General features: G+C 53.9%; 16 protein-coding genes. 11 read left to right on the forward strand and 5 right to left on the reverse strand.

Annotated elements, in window-relative coordinates:
- Window positions 1-179 precede the first annotated feature (179 nt).
- The 4 genes from E2H98_RS14060 (at window position 180) to E2H98_RS14075 (ending at window position 2,820) form a co-directional block, all read left to right on the forward strand.
- Window positions 180-1,337, forward strand: a complete 1,158-nt coding sequence (locus tag E2H98_RS14060) for a hypothetical protein (RefSeq protein WP_133593915.1) — start codon at window positions 180-182, stop codon at window positions 1,335-1,337.
- Window positions 1,297-1,818 carry a c-type cytochrome gene (locus E2H98_RS14065; RefSeq protein WP_198325133.1) on the forward strand — a complete coding sequence of 174 codons (522 nt, stop codon included), beginning with the start codon at window positions 1,297-1,299 and terminating at the stop codon, window positions 1,816-1,818. The genes E2H98_RS14060 and E2H98_RS14065 overlap by 41 nt, the downstream gene beginning before the upstream one ends.
- A 144-nt stretch (window positions 1,819-1,962) precedes the next feature.
- Window positions 1,963-2,301 (forward strand): FKBP-type peptidyl-prolyl cis-trans isomerase, encoded by a 339-nt coding sequence (locus E2H98_RS14070; RefSeq protein ID WP_133593917.1) that lies wholly within the window; start codon window positions 1,963-1,965, stop codon window positions 2,299-2,301.
- Between the two features lie 42 nt (window positions 2,302-2,343).
- On the forward strand, window positions 2,344-2,820 hold the full coding sequence (locus E2H98_RS14075; RefSeq protein ID WP_133593919.1) for a thioesterase family protein: 477 nt from the start codon (window positions 2,344-2,346) through the stop codon (window positions 2,818-2,820).
- Window positions 2,821-2,890: 70 nt separating this feature from the next.
- On the opposite strand, the gene E2H98_RS14080 is transcribed toward E2H98_RS14075, so the two are convergent.
- From E2H98_RS14080 to E2H98_RS14100, 5 genes are all read right to left on the reverse strand, one after another.
- Window positions 2,891-3,820: an SMP-30/gluconolactonase/LRE family protein gene (locus E2H98_RS14080; RefSeq protein WP_133593921.1), complete on the reverse strand. Its 930-nt coding sequence runs from the start codon at window positions 3,818-3,820 to the stop codon at window positions 2,891-2,893.
- Window positions 3,821-3,920: 100 nt separating this feature from the next.
- Complete coding sequence (locus E2H98_RS14085; protein WP_133593923.1) at window positions 3,921-5,996, reverse strand: alpha/beta hydrolase family protein; 2,076 nt, start codon at window positions 5,994-5,996, stop codon at window positions 3,921-3,923.
- A gap of 49 nt (window positions 5,997-6,045) precedes the next feature.
- Window positions 6,046-7,869: a hypothetical protein gene (locus E2H98_RS14090; RefSeq protein WP_133593925.1), complete on the reverse strand. Its 1,824-nt coding sequence runs from the start codon at window positions 7,867-7,869 to the stop codon at window positions 6,046-6,048.
- 12 nt (window positions 7,870-7,881) lie between these two features.
- A complete protein-coding gene (locus E2H98_RS14095) occupies window positions 7,882-8,835 on the reverse strand; it encodes an ABC transporter ATP-binding protein (protein WP_198325134.1) in 954 nt (317 codons plus the stop codon).
- 174 nt (window positions 8,836-9,009) lie between these two features.
- A complete protein-coding gene (locus E2H98_RS14100) occupies window positions 9,010-9,417 on the reverse strand; it encodes a GntR family transcriptional regulator (RefSeq protein WP_198325135.1) in 408 nt (135 codons plus the stop codon).
- 132 nt (window positions 9,418-9,549) lie between these two features.
- Here E2H98_RS14100 and E2H98_RS14105 point away from each other — a divergent pair, with 132 nt between their 5' ends.
- The 7 genes from E2H98_RS14105 (at window position 9,550) to E2H98_RS14135 (ending at window position 16,908) form a co-directional block, all read left to right on the forward strand.
- A complete protein-coding gene (locus tag E2H98_RS14105; protein ID WP_133593927.1) occupies window positions 9,550-9,885 on the forward strand; it encodes an FKBP-type peptidyl-prolyl cis-trans isomerase in 336 nt (111 codons plus the stop codon).
- A gap of 20 nt (window positions 9,886-9,905) precedes the next feature.
- Window positions 9,906-10,361 (forward strand): thioesterase family protein, encoded by a 456-nt coding sequence (locus E2H98_RS14110; RefSeq protein WP_133593929.1) that lies wholly within the window; start codon window positions 9,906-9,908, stop codon window positions 10,359-10,361.
- Between the two features lie 163 nt (window positions 10,362-10,524).
- Entirely contained in the window at window positions 10,525-10,953 is a 429-nt protein-coding gene (locus E2H98_RS14115) for a hypothetical protein (protein WP_133593931.1), read from the forward strand.
- A 47-nt stretch (window positions 10,954-11,000) separates the two neighbouring features.
- Complete coding sequence (locus E2H98_RS14120) at window positions 11,001-11,969, forward strand: OmpA family protein (RefSeq protein ID WP_232475419.1); 969 nt, start codon at window positions 11,001-11,003, stop codon at window positions 11,967-11,969.
- Between the two features lie 119 nt (window positions 11,970-12,088).
- Window positions 12,089-13,285: a DUF4236 domain-containing protein gene (locus E2H98_RS14125; protein ID WP_133593933.1), complete on the forward strand. Its 1,197-nt coding sequence runs from the start codon at window positions 12,089-12,091 to the stop codon at window positions 13,283-13,285.
- A 140-nt stretch (window positions 13,286-13,425) separates the two neighbouring features.
- Entirely contained in the window at window positions 13,426-15,204 is a 1,779-nt protein-coding gene (locus E2H98_RS14130; protein WP_133593935.1) for a DUF885 domain-containing protein, read from the forward strand.
- Window positions 15,205-15,573: 369 nt separating this feature from the next.
- Window positions 15,574-16,908 (forward strand): IS4 family transposase, encoded by a 1,335-nt coding sequence (locus tag E2H98_RS14135; RefSeq protein ID WP_157591298.1) that lies wholly within the window; start codon window positions 15,574-15,576, stop codon window positions 16,906-16,908.
- Window positions 16,909-17,014: the final 106 nt, after the last annotated feature.

The following is a 17,014-nucleotide window of genomic DNA, read 5'->3' on the forward strand; positions in this document are numbered from 1 at the left end:
ACATGTACAACGGGCTTTTTGGCAACATTTGGCAACGAGCGCGCGGCATGTTAAGAAAAAATTAAGATGCTGCTAATCATCTATTAAGAGCAGAAACCTCCTATCTCAGTAGCATGAACAACAGGTAATTCGCACTCATACATGAGTTCGATTTCGACATCCCTATCCGGTACCTGTTCATGTTTGGCAAGCACGTTTTTCATTCCACCCTCAACACGGTTTGGCGTCGCGCCTTACTGTTGTGCTGGATGGGGACTGTGCTGGCGGCTACGCCGGAGCCTGCGTTGTCGCCGTTGCCGGAAACGCTCAGTGCCACGGGCTTGTTTACACCGGGCAAACCACAACAGGTTCTCGCCGGCATTTATTCATTCTCGCCGCAGTATCCATTGTGGTCGGACGGTGCGATAAAACAGCGCTGGATTTATTTGCCACCGAACAGGGTTATCGACGCCAGCAATCCCGATGCATGGCAGTTTCCGAACGGCACCAAATTATGGAAAACCTTCGGGCATCAGCAGCGAGTGGAAACACGTTTTATCGAGCGCTTGAGCGATGGTTCCTGGCGCTTTGCTGCTTACGTTTGGAATGCAGAGCAAACAGAAGCGCTTTTGGCGCCAGCAAATGGGGTGACGGTGAATGCTGAGGGTGCACCGGGTAGTCGCTACCCAATTCCGGCACGTGATGATTGTCTGGCTTGTCATGAAGGCGCAGCGGTGCCGGTGCTCGGTTTCGGTGCTTTGCAGTTGTCGCCGGATCGCGATGGCAATGCGCCACACGCCGAACCGTTTCGTGTCGATCAATTGGATCTGACGGCCTTGGTTCGCCTTGGTTTACTGCGCAACCTGCCGGAAACCTTTTTACAAAAGCCGCCGCGCATTGCCGCCAGCTCTGCAGTCGAGCGCAGCGCGCTTGGTTATCTGCATAGCAACTGTGGTCATTGTCATAACCACAACGGACCATTGGCGTTGCTGGACTTGGATTTGTCGCAATCAGTCAGCGATAGCAAGCCCGTGAGTCAGCGCGAATTATTTTTGCGTAGCCAATTTCGGTTACGCGGTCATACCGATGCAATCAAACGCATCGAGCCTGGCCAACCCGAATCCAGTGTGCTGGCGCTCCGGATGGGCACCCGCGATGCCATCAGCCAAATGCCGCCACTCGGCACTCGCGTTATCGATGACGAGGGTTTGGCGATGGTCATCCGCTGGATACAACACGACCTGCAATCCCGAGCGGAGAATCATGATGATGAAACCTTTACTGCAAATCCTTCGGCACGCCAGCCCGCTGTGGCTGGTGCCGCTAACCTGTCTCGCCATCGCGCCGAGCAACGCTGACGAAAGCAAAGTCGCCCGCGGAAAATACCTGGTCAACACTTCCGGCTGTCACGACTGCCACACGCCTTGGGTGATGGGGCCGAACGGTCCAGGACCGGATATGTCGCGAGCGCTGTCTGGTCAACCAGCCAACGAACAACCACCTGCACCGCCGGTGCTGCCGGAAGGCCCGTGGGTAACCTTGACGTCGGCCAGCAATACCGCTTTTGCCGGTCCCTGGGGCGTGAGCTTTACCGCCAATTTGACGCCGGACAAAGAGACAGGTCTTGGCAAGTGGAGCGAGCGTAACTTCATCGACACCATTCGTACCGGTCGTCACCTCGGTCGTGGTCGCGAAATTCTGCCGCCGATGCCTATTGGCGTTTACCGCCAGATGACCGACAACGATCTCGCGTCGATTTTCGCTTACCTGCAAACCTTGCCGCCGATCAGCAACAAAGTGCCGGAGCCGCTGCCACCTGCGAGCGCCGCTGCGCACTGATCGAGAAGCGCTGTGATCAGCGTGTCGCCCACTTTGTTTGCGCGACACGCTGGCAGCATAACCCAAGCTCCGTTGAGCTGCGTTAACGCGTTAGCGCAACGGCACGGGCTTGGTTCGACTGACGGATCACCTGACAGAACATTCATGAGCACGTTGGAAATTACCGATCTGGTTGTTGGCGATGGCAACGTCGCCACAGAGGGTACTTTGGTTACCGCCCATTACACCGGCTGGTTTGAGGATGGCACGCCGTTCGATTCCAGCCACTTTCGCGGCCGCCCCATTCAATGCGTATTGGGCAGCGGGCGCGTCATTCAAGGCTGGGACAAAGGCATGTTGGGCATGAAGACCGGCGGCAAACGAAAATTGTTTGTACCGGCGCACATGGCCTACGGTGAGCGAGGCATTGGCCATCGCATTCGACCTAACACCAACCTGATGTTTGAAATCGAACTATTGGACGTGGTCAAACGAGAAGCCTGATGGCGTATGGCGTTTGCTCCAATTGCAAAGTGAGGATTACCGATGTTTGAAGCGCTAACTATCGCCGGGTGGGGCGACATGGATTTCAATGCTCATATGCGCAACACAGCCTATTTGGACAAGGCGGTCGATGTGCGTATGCAGTTTTTTGCCGCCAATCAGTTTCCGATTTCCGAGTTCACCCGTCTGCGCATTGGCCCTGTGGTCATGCGGGATGACGTCGAGTACTTTCGGGAAGTGCATTTGATGGAGCCACTGCGTGTCGTATTGAAGTTGGTAGGCATGTCTGAAGATGGCAGTCGCTTTCAAGTACGTAATGAGTTCTTTCGTGGCGATTGGCAATTAGCGGCGCGAATTACCAGTACTGGTGGTTGGTTTGATTTAACGCAACGCAAGCTCATTGCTCCGCCTGACAATTTACTGCGCACATTCAGGAAACTCGGTGAAGGGTATGAGGTTCGCGTATTGCCTTCTAGCATAAAAGAGTCGGCTGTTGGCAATACCATGGACGTCACATAATTACCTCTTGTGGTGAACCGGACAGGCAGCCGTGTCGAATAACGGCTGCCTGTGATTTTCGCCGTCGCGGTTAGGGACAAGTGGCCGCGTACTCGGCCAAATCAAAATCAGCGGCGACGCTGACCAGTTTGTCTCCAATGCGGTTATCCGTTTCGAGCAGCATACCTTTCTCGGAAATGATCAGTTGATTGCTGCCAAATAGCGGTGGCCGACCAATCTGAACTGAGGAAGCGCCGGGAAAGCTCTGTGCTTTGCTTTCGTAACGTTTGTTGCCGTCGCGGTCCACGTACAACACGGTGCCTTTGATAAAGTCGGTGACGACGGCGCCATCGCAAACCGGCAGCAAATCATCGAACACCGTGGCGCGCGTAAACAGAATGCGCTGTTCAAGCACGGTGCCGTCATCGTCAAAGCGAAAGGCTTTCACGTGTCCGCCGTCGGTAAAGAACACTTGATCATCAACGACGCGCACACCGTTCGGATGCCAAACGCCATAGCGACCATCCAACCAGGTTTCGATGCTGGTCACCGTCGGTGGCGCACCATCCTCGACATGAATGCGGACAATCTTGCCGGCGCCGAAGAAGTTTTCATCGGCCATCAGCAACACACCATTGCGATCAAACGCCATGCCATTGGGGATAATCAGATCAATTTCCTTGATGATCTGAAATTGCGGCAACTCGTTGTCACGTAACTCGGCAGCAAGCAGATAACGTTTCATCGCCCAAAGCGGGCCGGTGACGCAAGTGCTGTACAGCCAGTTACCACGCTGGGCAATGCCGGCGAAACCGCAGTCACCGTCATACAACGACAAGGCCTGATAGCTGCCATCCTGCAATACGATTTCGTAAATACCTTTGCCGGAGGCAATCAGCCGGCCATCGGGGGTGAAATGTAAGTTCTCTGCTTCCGGCAAATCCAGCAGCACTTGTTTCGGCGTGCAGGCGGCCAGCGAAAACAACAGACTGAGTAAAACAAAACGACCAATCAACGACATAACGAGATTCCTTTTCTGTGAGGGCTTCTGTTATTCGTCCATGAGGTGTCGCATCGGGAACGCTTGTTTTATCACAGCATCGCGCCAGTCGGTAGCGGATTTAAGGCTTCACGTCAGTTACCAACCGGTTACTATCGATTCGAGTATGCTTCTCGATAAAGCGTTTCAGCATCGGCGCCGGCGCTGTCAAACCGCCGGAAAAGTGTTGATTGGCCGCCGCCTCAATCAAGTAAACAATGGCTTCAAAATTCAGGCGGGCATCGGGGTTGTGGCCAGTATCCGGATCGATCAATAGCGTCAGCGGCTTGTCATGGCGCTTTACTTCACCGGCGTAATGCACCACTTCCTTCAATGGCACCCGATCATCCTTGGCGCCCGCCCAAAGATACAGCGGTGCTTGTAGCGCTTTAATATGTTCCCAAGGCGATTCATCACGCATTTGCTGTTGCCAACGTTCATCGGTGAATGGCATACCGTGGTGTTGGAAAAACAGCTCAGCTGGCGGACCATCGGCCGGTATCGCACTACCACCATTTTTCGCAATCCAACCCATGCCCCAATAAAAGTCCATCGGCGCGGCGCTGGCGACGGCAAAACGGAATCGATTGGGAAAATGGCTGACAGCCAGCAAACTGGCGTAGCCACCAAAGGAGTGCCCGATCACCGCTTGTTGTTGGCGATCACCGATGCCCTGCACCAGCAAATGCTCCAGGCTGTCGATAATGTCCTGCAAGACTTTACCTTTGCCAAAATCGCCACCAGCACTCAGCAAGTAATGGAGTCCGTAGCCGGTCGACGCGCGGAAGTTTGGCGTTACAACGACATAGCCTCGATTGACCAGCAACTGCGTGATCGGCGTGTAATCGTCGCGGTCACGGTTGTAGGGGCCGCCATGCAAGTTGGCAATGATCGGGGCTTTCGTCAACGCCACGCCTTTCGGCAAAAACACATAGGCATGTAGCAACATGCCGTCGCTGGCGTGATAGCTAAATGGAATCGCGTTGACCAGCGCCGCCGTCAATTCGTTTTTCGTTTCGTTCGCAAAAAGCGGTTTCAATGTCAGCGTTTCCGGCGCAAATAAAAAGTAGCGATCGAATGGCCAGTCAGCTCGTTTGGCTTGCACCAACCAACGCTTGCCATCTTCGCTCGTCTGCAAATACAAGCTGGCATCGGGCAATTGCGCCCGCAATGCGTCGAGCTGTTTTTGCCGTTGCTCGCCATTGCCATACCATTGGCGACGATCCGGATGGTAAGCCACTGCCAGCCAGTCCCGTTCATGGGCTGACCACAACACGGCACTGACATCAGCAATGTCGTTTGGGTCTCGGTGCAAGGTTTGCCAGGCGGTAGCGGTATTCGTTTGGCTTTGCAGGTGCAGCTTGTCCTCGCTGCCGGTTTTCTCGTTGTGATAACCCAAAACAAATAAACGCTGATCATCATGACCGATCAACTGGCAACGCTGCACACCAACGCAGCGCATCAGTTCACGGCTTTTACCAGGCTGATATCGGCGAATAACTTTGTCATAGCGATCGCCTTCGTAACCGATGCTGTAAAGCAACTCACCATGGGCATTGAGTGCCACGCTATGCAGCGAAAAACGCGATTGATGCAGCACACGCGTTTGGCCCTTGCGGTCAATCAGCAGGTAGCGGTAAAGCCAGCGACCATCATCGGCTACTTTTTCGCGCATCAAGGCAAAGTTGGGCGCGGCGGAATCCACTCCCCAAAACTGCTGGCGTCGTTTCTCATCCCATTTCCAAAGGCGTTTGCCCCGCTGGCTGGCGATATCGTAAAGCGATAAGCCCTGGGCGTCGGCAAGCCACAGCGTTTGACTGTCGCCGGACCATTGCGCCCTTACCCGCTGGGCATCGGCCTGAACGCGAACGAGCGGTTCATCATCTATTGCTCGTAGCATCAAATCGCTTTGCTGTTCGTTACGTTGCCGGAAAAGCAGAAAGCGGCCATCTGGCGACATCTGTGCGTCGCTGACGGTGTCGGGTTGCAGAAAGGCTTCTCTGGCAAGCAATGGTGCTTTACCTTGCGCTTGGCTTTGTTGCTTGGCGGTTTGCAGGGCGTTGCTGTCGGCATTGGCATCGAGATTAACCAACAGCGTCAGCAGCAAAGCAAACAAGGGCCAAAGCGTTCCCTTACCGTCATGTTGTGACAGCAACATCGTTGACTCCTGAGAAAGACGCGCCCCAATGTCAGCGCGACTGAGTGAATTAAGCGCGAGCGCGGCGCGGTTCCAGGCAAATCAATGCCAGTAGCGCTGGCACGCCGAGCAAGGCGCAATTGATTAGCCAGACATAACGACGCGTGGCATTCATCGGCACGCGTCGTAACCACAATACGGCGATGATGAAGGACGCAAGCATCAAGCCAATGGCGACCGGATAAAACACTGGCACATCGGGCAATGCATCCGCCTTCAGTGGCCAGGTCAAACCTTTATCGAGGACGCTATCCGGCCATTCGGCAAGCAGATGCAGCAGTGGTGAGAACCACCAGTCAACCTGTTGCAATGGTGAATGGTCGCGATGGATCTCGCGTTCGTACACGAGACTGGCGCGGCCCTCATCATCGACGTACAACACCTGCTGAAAAGGCATTGCATAGTGGTGGAACTGATTGAAGCCGATTTGGCGATGACCTTCTCCATACATTGTTGAAACCAACCAGCCATCGAGCAGCTCCGCGATATCAACAAACTCCAATTGCGCAACACCATCTGGCAACGGCAATTGCCAATCGAGTATCGGCGGTGCATAGGCGGAAACCGCTTGGCGATCATCGCGATAAGCGAGCACGCGCTGATTGGTCAGCAGAAACATCCGATTGAATCGGCGTTCCGGGATATTCACAAACTGTTCGCCTTGCGCCAAACGCAGTAGCTCGTGCGGGCGATTGCTGTCTTCGTCTATGGCATAAAGCGCCGAGCGGGTCATCAGGTAGCCTTCGTGAAGGGCGAACGGTACTTCACTGAACGGTGTCAGATCGCCTGTGCCGTTGACGCCCCACCAGCCGTGGTCGCTGCCATTTTGCGGATTGCGACCATGGAATAGCATCCGGTCATGACTGAACGTCCAAAAGATGTTGCGCGTTTCGTCATACCACTGGGTCGGTACATTCAAATTGCTCAGTTGATGGCGTAGCGGAAAGCGATGCACGCTCGGATAAAGTCGAAGTGGCTCCATCAGCGGCAGTTGTTGCCGCCAGGATTCGGCGCGTTCATCTTCGCTGCCTTCGAGTGCCAACACCATGGCCTTATTCGGTTCGGCACGCAGGCTTTCAATCACGCCACCTTTCGGCGGGTATTCGGTGTTCAGCGGATCCGTGCCGGCCATGATGCTACCGGTCACGAACAGAAACGAACCGAGTTCAAACACCAGCAGAAAAAATCCAAACTGCAGCGGCAGCGCCGTCAACAACAGCGTGATATTGCCTTGCACTGGTGCATCGCGATTGGCGCGAAAACTTTTTAACGTAATCCAACCAAGCCAGAGCAGCGCCAACGAAACCGGCAGCAACAGCCACCAAACCGAAATCAAATGCATGCTGAGTAAAATCGGTGCCGCCAACACCGCAATCGCGGCTTTATGATGGCTGACGCAGGCATGCGCGCCAGCAAGCCAGGCCATCATCGCAAACGCCAGCAAATGCACCGCCGTCATATAGTGACGGGCATCAACGACTTTGCTCGTGAATAAATCGGTACCGAGCACCAGCACCAACATCGGCAGCAGCATGACAATGACCAGCAGCGTCAGTGCCGACAAGGCCAGCGCGCCGAAAATTTTGCTGGTCGATAACGGCCGGTGCATCAGCCATAGCCACTGGCTTGGCTTACGATAGCTGCCGACTTGCACCAGCGCCAACGCCAGGCCAAGCACCAGATAAAACGCAAAGAACGGCACGCTTTCGAAATAAGCCTGCTGCAGCAAATCGGTCATCCGATTCAGAAACAACAGGATTAGCAGATGCGCAAGCATCGCGATCAACGCGACCAACCGAAAGCGGCGCAACTCGGAGAAAAACAAATCTTTCATGTGAAGCGCTCCTTACAGCGGTGCCGCGTGATGGCGGGCAAGAAAAGCATTGACGGCACGATCGAGGCTAACTACGCCACGGTAATGGCGGCGGGCACCCAGCGCTTCCAGTTGGGGGCCAAATGAGTCATCCTGATCAAGCACCAGATAATGAAACAGGCCATCGATGCGCTGCACCTGCAACACGCCCGGCAGCTTGTCATTTTCCGGCGCAACGAAATTGAACTCAGCGACCCAGAGTGACACCCGCTCGCAGAATTCATCCGGCGGTGACATATGCTTCAACTCGCCGCGCTCCAGAATGATCAGGTTGTCGGCCAGCCGTTCGATTTCTTCCATTTGATGCGAGCAGTAAATGATCGTGCAGTCAGTTTGATCAACGGCGTACAACACCGCCTCAAGAAACGCGCGTTTGGCGACGACATCAAGGCCCAGGGTTGGCTCATCAAGAATCAATAACTCCGGTTGTTGCGCCAGCGCCATCGCCAGATTTACACCGGCACGTTCACCTCGCGACAGCTCCTTGACGCGCTGCTCAGGCAACACATGAAAATGGCCGACAATATGCTGATAGCGCGTTTCATCCCAACGCGGATACAAACGCCGTTGCATCGCCACCACTTCATCAACGCGCAGCCAGCTTGGCAGGCTGTGCTCTTCATTGACAAAGCCGATACGGCCGCGATCCATTTGCGTAAGCTGGTTGCAATCGCGACCAAGAATCCGTGCGCTGCCGGAAGTGGCCGATTGAAAGCCAAGCAGAATCCGGAACAGTGAGGATTTACCGGCGCCATTGGCGCCGACAATCGCATGAATGCGACCGCGCGGAATGCGCAAATTCAAACCATTGAGCGCCTTGCGCTTGCCATAACAAAGCGTCAGGTTTTCTGTTTCAATGACGCAATCCGTGGGCGCCGGTTCCGGTGCCGTCATCGGTGCAATCACTTGCAAAGAGGGAGCAGACATAAGCATTCCTTCGTAAAAAACTCTGTCGTTCCCCCTCCTGCCAAGGAGAGGGTCAGGGGGGGGGGGGGGTTCATGTCTTTCGCGATGAAAGATGAAAGCCAACCACCCCCAACCCCTCCTTGGCAGGAGGGGGATTAAAGGCTTCCCTCCTTGGCAGGAGGGGGATCAAAAACCTCAAGCACGGCGTTTCAAACACGGCGCCAGTGTTGATTCCAAGCGCGCCAGCACCGTTTCCAGCGGATAACCAAGCCCCACTACTTCGGCGGTAAAGCTGTCGACGGCGAGGCTCAGTCGGCGCTCGCGTTCAGAGTCCGACAGCAATTGCCGCGGTTCGGCAACAAACAATCCCAGACCTTGGCGGGCATCCAGCCAGCCTTCATTGGTCAGCTCGGTATAAGCCTTGGCGACTGTGTTCGGGTTAATCGTCAATTGCTGGGCCAGGCCGCGTACGCTCGGCAACTGGCTGCCGACCGGCAGCTCGCCGCTGGCGATCTGCAGGCGAATGCCGTCGGTAATCTGTTTGCCGAGCGGCCGCGGGTCGGCGGCACTGAGCTGCAACATCAATGGAACGGTTCGGGACATCGCGGTGTTTCCCTGTATCTACTGTATTATTTGTAATGGTACAGTGCCAGCTAGGCAGAGGACATGTCAAGCGCAAGGTTCAGCGGTACGATGTCCGGATTGTTAACAATCATTTCCCGGAGTGGGCATTCCATGACTGAACTACAAATCACCGACCTGGTCGTCGGCGAAGGCAAAGCCGCCGTCAAAGGCGCGCTGATCACTACCCATTACACCGGTTGGCTGGAGGATGGAACGAAATTCGATTCCTCGCATGATCGCGGCCAGCCATTCCAATGCGTCATCGGCACCGGCCGGGTCATCAAAGGCTGGGATCAAGGCATTGTCGGCATGCAAGTCGGCGGCAAGCGCAAATTGTTTGTGCCTTCGCACCTGGCCTATGGCGAGCGCGGCGCCGGTGCCTTGATTCAACCGAATGCGAATCTGATTTTTGAAGTGGAATTGCTGGAAGTGCTGACCCGCGACTGAGCATAAAAAAGGAGAACACCATGTTCGAAACAACATCGCTCGCCGGCTGGGGCGATATGGATTTCAATTCCCATATGCGCAACACCGCGTACCTGGATAAATCCGGCGATGCACGCATGCAGTTTTTCGCCGCACACGATTTTCCGGTGCCGGAATTTGCCCGCTTGCGCATCGGCCCGGTGGTCATGAAAGACGAAGTCGAATACTTCCGCGAAATCCATTTGCTGGAGCAAATCAAGGTCACGCTGGCACTGGTCGCGATGGCCGAAGACGGCAGCCGCTTTCAACTGCGCAACGAATTCTTTCGCGCCGACGGCCAACTCGCGGCGCGCGTTACCTCTACCGGCGGCTGGTTGGATTTAGGCCGGCGCAAACTGATTGCCCCGCCAGAAGGCTTGCTCGCCGCCATGCGCATCATGGGGCAGGGCAGCGAGGTGAAAATTCTGCCGTCGAGTTTGAGCGCCAAAGCGCCATGACAACGCTTGGTTTCTGCTGCACCGCGATTTGCCAAGGCAAGCAGAATCCGTAACTATTCAATGCTTCAGCTCTGGGCTGGTTTTTCTCCCTCCCCCCTGGTGGGGGAGGGACGGGGAGAGGGGGTCCCTTCTTCCAACAATAGACAACGGAGAGAACCCAATCATGAAAACCATGCTGCTCAATATCGCCGCTGTCGTTGTCGGTCTTGTCGTCGGCAGCATCGTCAACATGGGGCTGATCATGATCAGCGGTCATATTATCCCGCCGCCAGAAGGCGCCGAAGTCACGACGATGGAAGGTTTGAAAGCGACCATGCATTTATTCGAGCCAAAGAATTTCCTGTTCCCGTTTTTGGCGCATGCGCTGGGCACCTTGGTTGGAGCCTTTGTCGCGGCTTCGATTGCCGCCAGTCACCGGATGAAATTCGCCATCGCCATTGGCTGTCTGTTTATGCTCGGTGGCATCACCAATGTGTTTCTGTTGCCGTCACCCCTATGGTTCTCGGTCGTAGATGTCGGCTTGGCCTATATTCCCATGGCTTGGCTCGGTGGCAGCTTGGCCGCTAAGCTCAGGGTGTCGGCCAACCAGTAATCCCCAATCTTTCAAACGGAACTACTCATCACAGCAAGGAGCAACACGTGAAATACCTGATTCTGACGCTGAGCCTTTTGGTTTCATTCCATTCCTTCGCTGCCGATATTCCGGGCAGCAAAGATCACCCGATGATCTCGCGCTACCCGGAATCGGAAATCATCAAGTACGAGCAACGCGAATTTGACCAAGTCAAACTCGTCAAAGCGCCCATTCAAGTGCGTGGTGATTTGAGCAAGAACGATGATGCCGTGCTGAAGCTCGAAGGCAAATACACCCGCATTTCCTATCGCGCACCAGCCAATCGCAGTGTGTTCGAAGTCTACAAAAACTACGAGCAAGCACTGACTGGCGCCGGTTTTGACGTGCTCTATCAATGCCACGACGCCGAATGCGATCTGAAATTCAAAGGCCGCGCCTTCAACGAAGCCGTCACGCCAAAAGACATGTCTGTCTACATGGGCTTTCACGAAAAAGACCAGCGCTACCTGCTGGCCAAACTGAAACGCAATGATTCCGTCACCCATGTCGCGGTGTATGTGATCAAAGCCTACGGCGTCGGCGGCCCAAATAAAGATCGCATCTTTACCAACCTGCAAATCGTCGAATCCGCCGACATGCAAACCGGCCTCGTCACTGTCGATGCCGCCGCCATGGCCAAGGGCCTGGAAACCGAAGGCCATATCGCACTCTATGGCATTTACTTCGATACCGATAAATCCGATGTAAAGCCAGAGTCCGATGCCGCGCTAAAAGAAATTGCTACGCTGCTGCAACAACAACCGAAACTGAACCTGCTGGTTGTCGGCCATACCGACAACGTCGGTGAGCTGCGCTACAACCAGCAATTGTCCGAGCGTCGGGCGGCGGCGGTCGTCGAGGCGTTGAACAAACGCTTTGGTGTGGCGAAAGCCCGATTAACGCCGGTAGGTGTCGGTATGGCAGCGCCGGTTGCCAGCAATGAGGGTGAGGCGGGCAGGGCAAAGAATCGGCGGGTGGAGTTGGTAAAACGCTGAACGGTTTTTGGAAAAAACTTAAGAGATATGGCCCGGTAAAATCCATTCGTGCATTAGGTTTTTTCGGGCATTTAAAATGCTAGACCACAGTGATTTTCCGCTTTGCTGATGGAGGATATATGGGGTTTCGATTCAGAAAATCAGTCAAATTAGGAAAATTTGCCAGAGTTAATTTTAGTGGCAGTGGAGCAAGTTTATCCTTAGGGCCTCGAGGAGCATCGCTTAATGTGTCTTCACGTGGAACTTACGTAAATATGGGGATACCTGGTTCGGGAATCTCGTATAGAGCAAAGATTACTGAGGGGAACGGGAAAGGTAATAGTGGACTAGATACTTCAGCTTCAAATAAGTATGACGTCAGAATAGACGAGCAGGGTGAGCTTGTTTTTTCAATGAATGGAGGTGAAGTCGTTCCTCCAGAGCTTGAATATACGGCGAGACGTGAGATGTATAGTGAGTCTTTAAGGCTTCTAGAGTTTTACATCAAACACAATTGCTCAGATGGAGAATTACTTGCAAATTTTTATCAGAGTACTCCATGTGTAAGTGTGCCTCAATATACCACTCTACCATTTGATGACAAGCCAAGTCCTCCCAACCTTAAAAGACATGGGGTTCTCTCTTTGCTTCTGCCGTTCTTTCGAAGAAAGGTCGATGAAATGAACTATGTAGCGTTAGCGGAGTATCAGCAGCAGCTGAATGATTGGAGCTCTGCGAGAATGGTTCATGAGGAGAAAGAGTCGAGCAGGAAGTACCTGATAGAGCGAGGAATTTACGAGTCTGAAGAGTGCATGGAGGAGTATTTTGAAAGTGTACTCGATAGTATTAACTGGCCTAGGGAAACACTTGTCTCATTTCAGGTGTTCTGTGGTGGAACAAAGTTGGCAATTGACGTTGACCTTCCCGAACTTGAAGACATGCCTACAGAGGTGGCTAGAGTGGTCAAAGAAAAGCCATACGTGTTCTTAAGGAGGGAACCCATCTCTCCGAGTAAGCAAATGAAAGTCTATATGCATCATGTTCATGGAGTAGCACTTAGACTGTTGGGCGAGGCGTTTTCCGCATTGCCACTTCTCGAAAGGGTTGTGATTAGCGGCTACACACAAAGGTGGTCCTCAGACACTCTCCAAATAGAAGATGAGTATATATATTCATGCGCAGTAGAAAGAGGCGAGTGGATGTCTCTTTACGATATTCTAAGCGCTGGGGAGGAACCACAAAAGCTGTTTGCAAATATCAGCCGGTTGAGAAGAAAAATGACCCAAAAAGGAAAGTTTACGACTATTGAACCTTTTGAACCAACATTTGAGTTCTAATAGGCTGCAACCTATCGCTCAGTTCATAAAACTTGCAGAACTCAAAAAGACTTCGCTCACAATAGGGACTATTCACCCCCCGCTTGCCCTGCCCCAATCCCTCTGATTATCATCCCCCATCATTTATCTGGAGCATCAATATGAAATCGACTGTGGTTATGTCGGCGCTGCTGTGGGGCGCGACGGCGTTGCCGCTGGCGGCGGCCAGCACGGAAGGCGAGCGTTTTAATGAATGGCTGGCCACACAATGGCAGGCGGAGCTGAAGCGTTCGCCGATTCAAGCGACCAGCATTGGCGATGAGCGCTATAACGACAAGTTCGTCAACTTTATGACCGCCGAGTTTCGCGAAGAAAGCAAGCGCCTGGTGCGGACGCAATTGAGCGAATTAAAGAAGTTCGACCGCAACAAGCTCGACGGGCAAGACCGCTTGAGTTTTGATATCTACCAGATGAATCTGGAATCGGCGGTCGAAGGCGAACGCTTTCCGGATTGGATGCAGCCGTTAAATCAGTTCGGCTCGGCGCCGGCATTTCTGGCACAGATGGGCTCGGGTAAATCCATTCAACCTTTCCGCAACACCAAAGACTATGACAACTGGCTGAAGCGTCTTGATAGCGCTATCGCGGCTATCGACACGATGATTGGCAATATGCAGCAAGGCGTCAAGAATGGCGTGGTGCAACCGAAACCGATCATGGAAAAGGTGTTGCCACAGCTTCAGGCGCTGATTGTTGAGGATGTAGAGAAGTCGGTGTTCTGGGGTTGCATGCAAAACTTCCCGGAAAGCGTCAGTGCCGAAGATCAAAAGCGCTTGAAGAAACAATACAAAGCCTTACTGAACGACAAAGTGATGCCGGCTTATCGTCGCCTGCTCGATTACGTGAAAAACGATTACCTGCCGCATACCCGCACCAGCACCGCCTGGTCGGCCCTGCCGGATGGCAAAGCCTGGTATGCCTACCGGGTAAAAGAAATGACCACGACCGAATTGAATCCGGATGTCATTCATGACATCGGCTTGAAAGAAGTGGCGCGTATCCGTGGCGAAATGGATCAAGTGCGCAAGCAGGTGAAGTTCAAAGGCGATTTGCATGCGTTTTTCAAGCATCTGCAAACCGCGCCGGAGTTTTTCTTTGAAAAGCCGGAAGACGTGCTGGCTCGCTATCGCGAACTGCAAACGGACATCAATGCCCGCTTGCCGAAGTTGTTCGATGTATTCCCGAAAGCCGATTACGAAATTCGTGAAGTGGAAGCCTTTCGTGCGCAAAGCGCGGCCGGTGCTTCGTATCAGGAACCATCTGCCGATGGCAGCCGCCCTGGCGTGTTTTACGTCAACACTTACAACCTGAAAGCGCAACCGAAGTGGGGCACCGAAACGCTGTCGTTGCACGAAGCCTCACCCGGCCATCATTTTCAAAGCGCGTTATCGCAAGAAGTGGAATCACTGCCGTCATTCCGCCGCTTTGGCACTTACTACGTTGCCTACGGTGAAGGCTGGGCGCTGTATGCCGAAAGTATTGGCAAGGAGCTCGGTTTATTCACCGATCCATATCAGTGGTTCGGTCGCTTGAACGACGAACAACTGCGTGCGATGCGCTTGGTCGTTGACACCGGTTTGCATCACAAAGGCTGGAGCCGCGAACAAGCGATTCAATACATGGCCGATAACTCGGCACTGGCGGATACCGACATTGTTGCTGAAGTGGAGCGCTACATCGCCATTCCCGGCCAGGCGCTCGGCTACAAAATCGGCCAACTGGAAATGACCCGCCTGCGCGCTGAAGCGGAGGCAACGCTGGGTGATAAGTTTGACGTGAAAGCTTTCCATCGAGTGATGTTGCTTGATGGTCCATTGCCGATGAAAGTACTGCGCACGAAAACGGAAGAATGGATCGCGGCGGAGAAAGCGAAGAACTGAGCTGTGTTGGATTGGGGGAAAAGGCGCATAGATTTGCGCCTTTTTCTTGGTGTGAAATTTGTTAGTGGTTTGGCTGGATGTTTCCTTTTGGGGCTTTACCACCCCCTAGCCCCCTCCTTGGCAGGAGGGGGAACAAACCCGCGTTTCTGTGATCTTTCAAACCTTAATGCTCTTCCAGATTTCCAAGTGGTTATTTCCTTTTCTTTTCCCAGAATGACTCGGGTCATCCTCGTCCGAGTCAGACCCGAAAGCCGAGATCGTTCCCCCTCCTTATCAAGCTGTCTCTTCTACACATTTTTTGTTGGAAGAACAGAACTTTAGAGAAAATAGACGATCCGATCTCCATCACTTAGGCGATGGAGATCGACAATGCCGAATGAAATGGATGCAGCACAGTGGGCCGAACAGCAATTCGGTCATTGTCAGCTGGGTGACAAACGGCGCAGCCGGCGCTTGGTGCAAGTGGCGACGGCGCTGGCCCAGAACGGTGGTGGCAACTTGTGCGCAGCGACACGCGGATTTGAAGCCGCCAAGGAAGCTGCGTATCGTCTGATCCGCAATCCCTCCGTCAATGCAGAAGCGATCATGGAAGCCGGATTTGAAGTAACCGCGCAGCGGGTAGCCAGTTGCCAATGCCTGTTGGCCATCGATGACACCACGAGTCTGTCCTACACCCATAGCGTTCGTGAATCGCTTGGTGATATCGGCCCGCGTCCCGATGTCAGCACGCGCGGCTATCTGGTGCATAGCACCTTGTTGGTCGATGCCGAGCGTGGCACGACTGAAGGCTTGATCGCGCAAACCTTTTGGTGCCGGGATGAAGCCGAACGCGGCCAAAGACATCAGCGCAAGCAGCGCTGTTATGCCGAAAAAGAAAGCTACAAATGGCAACACCATGCCGAGCTGATGCGGCAACGGTTGGCGGATAAAATGGTCGATGTTATTGCCGTCAGCGATCGGGAAAGTGACATCTATGAATACTTGCTCGACAAGGTGCAACACGGCGAGCGCTTCATCGTACGCGCCGCCCAGGACCGGCGACTATCGGAGTCGGATGAACGCCTGTCCGAAGCGTTAAGCGACGCCCCCAAATATGGCGAAAGTCGAGTCGAGGTGTCGCAACGCGGTGGCCGACCGGCGTGTCAAGCGACGCTGAGTTTACGCGCCGTTCAAGTCGAATTGGCGCCACCGAAAACCGATACCGACCACCGTGAATCATTGCGTGTCAACGTCGTCTGGGCCTGCGAGGAAAGCGCATCAAAAGATGCTTTGAACTGGGTACTGCTGACCAGTGAGTCGATAGCGGATGAACAAAAGATACAGGAGATCTTGCACCATTATCGTCGACGCTGGCGCATCGAGGACTTCCATAAAGCCTGGAAAAGCGGTTGTGGCGTTGAGCAGCAACGCCAGCAAAGCGCCGACAACCTGCAACGCATGGCGGTCATCTTGGGCTTCGTTGCCGTCCGGCTGTTGCAATTGCGTGAGGTGTTGGACAACACGACCATTGCTGAGTTGCCCTGCACCCAGGTATTGAGCGAAGTCGAATGGAAAGTGTTATGGGCAACCAGCCATCCGCCAAACCATTGCCGAGACAAACACCCACACTGCATTGGGCTTACCAGTACATCGCTAAACTCGGCGGTTTTTATGACAGCAAACGCACCGGTCGCGCCAGTTGGGCGACGATACACCTTGGCCTGACTCGACTCGATGAGCGTGTTCAGGGATTTAACTTACTCCGCTCGCTCGATATCGCAGCTGTCTCTGGACCGAAGATGTGAGCAAGAGACAGCCTTGGCGAGGAGGG

This window comes from Permianibacter aggregans (genome assembly GCF_009756665.1).
GTDB classification, from domain to species: domain Bacteria; phylum Pseudomonadota; class Gammaproteobacteria; order Enterobacterales; family Permianibacteraceae; genus Permianibacter; species Permianibacter aggregans.

Bases quoted from the DNA above. Each gene is read 5' to 3' on its own strand.
- E2H98_RS14060 (WP_133593915.1), top strand. From the start codon at position 180: ATGTTTGGCAAGCACGTTTTTCATTCCACCCTCAACACGGTTTGGCGT.
- E2H98_RS14070 (WP_133593917.1), top strand. From the start codon at position 1,963: ATGAGCACGTTGGAAATTACCGATCTGGTTGTTGGCGATGGCAACGTC.
- E2H98_RS14075 (WP_133593919.1), top strand. From the start codon at position 2,344: ATGTTTGAAGCGCTAACTATCGCCGGGTGGGGCGACATGGATTTCAAT.
- E2H98_RS14080 (WP_133593921.1), bottom strand. From the start codon at position 3,820: ATGTCGTTGATTGGTCGTTTTGTTTTACTCAGTCTGTTGTTTTCGCTG.
- E2H98_RS14085 (WP_133593923.1), bottom strand. From the start codon at position 5,996: ATGTTGCTGTCACAACATGACGGTAAGGGAACGCTTTGGCCCTTGTTT.
- E2H98_RS14090 (WP_133593925.1), bottom strand. From the start codon at position 7,869: ATGAAAGATTTGTTTTTCTCCGAGTTGCGCCGCTTTCGGTTGGTCGCG.
- E2H98_RS14095 (WP_198325134.1), bottom strand. From the start codon at position 8,835: ATGTCTGCTCCCTCTTTGCAAGTGATTGCACCGATGACGGCACCGGAA.
- E2H98_RS14100 (WP_198325135.1), bottom strand. From the start codon at position 9,417: ATGTCCCGAACCGTTCCATTGATGTTGCAGCTCAGTGCCGCCGACCCG.
- E2H98_RS14105 (WP_133593927.1), top strand. From the start codon at position 9,550: ATGACTGAACTACAAATCACCGACCTGGTCGTCGGCGAAGGCAAAGCC.
- E2H98_RS14110 (WP_133593929.1), top strand. From the start codon at position 9,906: ATGTTCGAAACAACATCGCTCGCCGGCTGGGGCGATATGGATTTCAAT.
- E2H98_RS14115 (WP_133593931.1), top strand. From the start codon at position 10,525: ATGAAAACCATGCTGCTCAATATCGCCGCTGTCGTTGTCGGTCTTGTC.
- E2H98_RS14125 (WP_133593933.1), top strand. From the start codon at position 12,089: ATGGGGTTTCGATTCAGAAAATCAGTCAAATTAGGAAAATTTGCCAGA.
- E2H98_RS14130 (WP_133593935.1), top strand. From the start codon at position 13,426: ATGAAATCGACTGTGGTTATGTCGGCGCTGCTGTGGGGCGCGACGGCG.
- E2H98_RS14135 (WP_157591298.1), top strand. From the start codon at position 15,574: ATGCCGAATGAAATGGATGCAGCACAGTGGGCCGAACAGCAATTCGGT.